The sequence below is a fragment of the Pseudomonas sp. HMWF021 genome, from assembly GCF_003061005.1.
Lineage (GTDB): Bacteria > Pseudomonadota > Gammaproteobacteria > Pseudomonadales > Pseudomonadaceae > Aquipseudomonas.
The window spans coordinates 1-2918 of sequence record NZ_QAIK01000007.1 but is presented as its reverse complement, the minus strand read 5'-3'; the positions used below and the strand labels follow the sequence as shown (position 1 = coordinate 2918).

Below are 2918 nucleotides of genomic sequence, written 5' to 3'. Positions count from 1 at the left end.
ACAGGCCGGTATTCTAACCGACTGAACTACCGCTGCGCTAAACACTTGAAACGAATGGTGGGTGATGACGGGATCGAACCGCCGACATTCTGCTTGTAAGGCAGACGCTCTCCCAGCTGAGCTAATCACCCTTCGCTTCGGTGTGGCGCGCATTCTACGGAGCGACCCAACCTCTGGCAAGCACTTTTTTAAATAATTTTCTCAGGCCTTCCAAAGGCTTAGAGAAGGGTTGGCCTATGCCACGGCGAAGACAATAATGCCCCCCTTTGTATAAAGGAGAGACTCACCCCATGTGGTTCAAAAACCTGCTTATCTATCGCCTGACCCAAGACCTGCCTGTCGATGCCGAGGCGCTGGAGACTGCACTGGCCACCAAACTGGCGCGTCCATGTGCAAGCCAGGAGTTGACCACCTACGGTTTCGTCGCGCCATTCGGCAAAGGCGAAGATGCTCCACTGGTGCACGTCAGCGGTGACTTCCTGCTGATCGCTGCGCGTAAAGAAGAACGCATTCTGCCGGGCAGTGTCGTGCGCGACGCGGTCAAGGAGAAGGTCGAAGAGATCGAAGCCGAGCAGATGCGCAAGGTCTACAAGAAGGAACGCGATCAGATCAAGGATGAAATCATCCAGGCCTTCCTGCCGCGCGCCTTTATTCGTCGTTCGTCGACCTTCGCTGCCATCGCGCCGAAACAGGGCTTGATTCTGGTGAACTCGGCCAGCCCGAAACGCGCCGAAGACCTGCTCTCCACAATGCGTGAAGTGCTCGGCACCCTGCCCGTGCGTCCGCTGACCGTGAAAACCGCGCCGACCGCGGTGATGACCGAGTGGGTCACCACCCAGCAAGCCGCCCCGGACTTCTTCGTTCTGGACGAGTGCGAGCTGCGCGATACCCACGAAGACGGCGGCATTGTGCGTTGCAAGCGTCAGGACCTGACCAGCGAAGAAATCCAGCTGCACCTGAGCACTGGCAAAGTCGTGACTCAACTGTCGCTGGCCTGGCAGGACAAGCTGTCGTTCATGCTCGACGACAAGATGACCGTCAAACGTCTGAAGTTCGAAGACCTGCTGCAGGATCAGGCCGAACAGGACGGTGGCGACGAGGCCCTGGGCCAACTGGACGCCAGCTTCACCCTGATGATGCTGACCTTCGGCGACTTCCTGCCGGCGCTGGTTGAAGCGTTGGGCGGTGAAGAGACGCCGCAGGGGATCTAAGGCCCTAGGCATGCACCTTCTTCTTAAAGAAGGTGCCTGAAAAGCAAAGATCGCAGCCTTCGGCAGCTCCTACATTTGGAATGTGTTTTTCCTGTAGGAGCTGCCGAAGGCTGCGATCTTTTTGCTGTCACCGTATGCTTAGCTTCCTAACGCTTTCACATAATAAGGAACACGCCATGCGCGCACTGGCTGCACTGAGTCGTTTTGTTGGCAACACCTTCGCATACTGGGTGCTGATCTTCGCGGTGATCGCGTTCCTGCAACCGGCGTGGTTCCTCGGCCTCAAGGGCGCGATCGTGCCGCTGCTGGGGCTGGTGATGTTCGGCATGGGCCTGACACTCAAACTCGATGACTTCGCTGCCGTCGCCCGCCATCCATGGCGCGTGGCCTTGGGCGTGGTTGCGCATTTCGTGATCATGCCCGGTGTGGCGTGGTTGCTCTGCCAGATCTTCCACCTGCCGCCGGAAATTGCCGTCGGGGTGATTCTGGTCGGCTGCTGCCCAAGCGGCACCTCTTCCAACGTGATGACCTGGCTGGCCCGCGGCGATCTGGCGCTGTCGGTGGCGATTGCTGCCGTCACCACCCTCCTCGCCCCGCTGCTGACCCCGGCGCTGATCTGGCTGCTGGCGTCGGCGTGGTTGCCGGTGTCGTTCATGGAGTTGTTCTGGTCGATCCTGCAAGTGGTGTTGTTGCCGATCGTGCTCGGCGTGGTTGCGCAACGCCTGCTCGGCGACAAGGTGCGCCACGCGGTGGACGTGCTGCCGCTGGTGTCGGTGGTCAGCATCGTGATCATCGTCACCGCCGTGGTGGCCGCCAGTCAGGCGAAAATCGCCGAGTCCGGTCTGCTGATCATGGCCGTAGTGATGCTGCATAACAGCTTCGGCTACTTGCTGGGCTACTTCACCGGCCGCCTGTTCAAGTTGCCGCTGGCGCAGCGCAAGTCGCTGGCGCTGGAAGTCGGCATGCAGAACTCGGGTCTGGGTGCGGCGCTGGCGAGTGCGCACTTCTCGCCGCTGGCGGCGGTGCCGAGTGCGTTGTTCAGTGTCTGGCACAACATTTCCGGGGCACTGCTTTCGACATATTTCCGCCGGATGAGCGAGAAAGAAGACCGCGCAACGGCAGCTCAACAGGCTGCCGATTGAGCGCGAACTTGATCCCCGGAGTGATGCTCGTCAATATATTGCGCAACGCGGGGACGACCCTGCGGCTCGATCGAGTTATCAATCTGGGGACGGCCCCGTCAATCGATGGAGGTCTCTCATGTCCTGGATCATTCTGTTTTTCGCCGGCCTGTTTGAAGTCGGCTGGGCCGTCGGCCTGAAATACACCGACGGCTTCACCCGCCCGCTCCCCACCGTCCTGACCGTTGCGGCCATGGCCATCAGCCTTGGCCTGCTGGGGCTGGCGATGAAGGAGTTGCCGCTGGGTACGGCTTATGCGATCTGGACCGGCGTCGGTGCCGTGGGCACGGTGATCGCCGGGATCATTCTGTTTGGCGAATCGATGGCGTTGATTCGTCTGGCCAGTGTGGCGTTGATCGTTACCGGGTTGATTGGCCTGAAAGTCAGCGCTTAGGCCACTGGCCCCATCGCTGGCAAGCCAGCTCCCACAGGGATCTGCGGTGAACACAAATCTTGTGTAAATCCAGAAAACCTGTGGGAGCTGGCTTGCCAGCGATGGGGCCAATTCAGGCAACAACTATCTGAC

Annotated in this window: 3 protein-coding genes and 1 tRNA gene; 3 read left to right on the top strand and 1 reads right to left on the bottom strand. The window is 59.9% G+C overall.

What is annotated here, in order from left to right; all coding sequences use genetic code 11:
* Positions 1 to 55: 55 nt before the first annotated feature.
* Positions 56 to 131: transfer RNA gene (locus DBR18_RS00490), tRNA-Val, on the bottom strand.
* A 159-nt stretch (positions 132 to 290) separates the two neighbouring features.
* Here DBR18_RS00490 and rdgC point away from each other — a divergent pair.
* The 3 genes from rdgC to sugE all read left to right on the top strand — a co-directional run bounded on the left by rdgC (position 291) and on the right by sugE (position 2786).
* Positions 291 to 1211 (top strand): recombination-associated protein RdgC, encoded by a 921-nt coding sequence (rdgC, locus tag DBR18_RS00485; RefSeq protein ID WP_003223096.1) that lies wholly within the window; start codon positions 291 to 293, stop codon positions 1209 to 1211.
* Positions 1212 to 1387: 176 nt separating this feature from the next.
* Entirely contained in the window at positions 1388 to 2353 is a 966-nt protein-coding gene (locus tag DBR18_RS00480) for a bile acid:sodium symporter family protein (protein WP_007962929.1), read from the top strand.
* Between the two features lie 118 nt (positions 2354 to 2471).
* Positions 2472 to 2786: a quaternary ammonium compound efflux SMR transporter SugE gene (gene sugE / locus DBR18_RS00475; RefSeq protein ID WP_007962927.1), complete on the top strand. Its 315-nt coding sequence runs from the start codon at positions 2472 to 2474 to the stop codon at positions 2784 to 2786.
* Positions 2787 to 2918: the final 132 nt, after the last annotated feature.

Excerpts from the sequence above, each read along its gene's own strand:
- DBR18_RS00480 (WP_007962929.1), top strand. The coding sequence starts at position 1,388 with ATGCGCGCACTGGCTGCACTGAGTCGTTTTGTTGGCAACACCTTCGCA.
- sugE (WP_007962927.1), top strand. The coding sequence starts at position 2,472 with ATGTCCTGGATCATTCTGTTTTTCGCCGGCCTGTTTGAAGTCGGCTGG.
- rdgC (WP_003223096.1), top strand. The coding sequence starts at position 291 with ATGTGGTTCAAAAACCTGCTTATCTATCGCCTGACCCAAGACCTGCCT.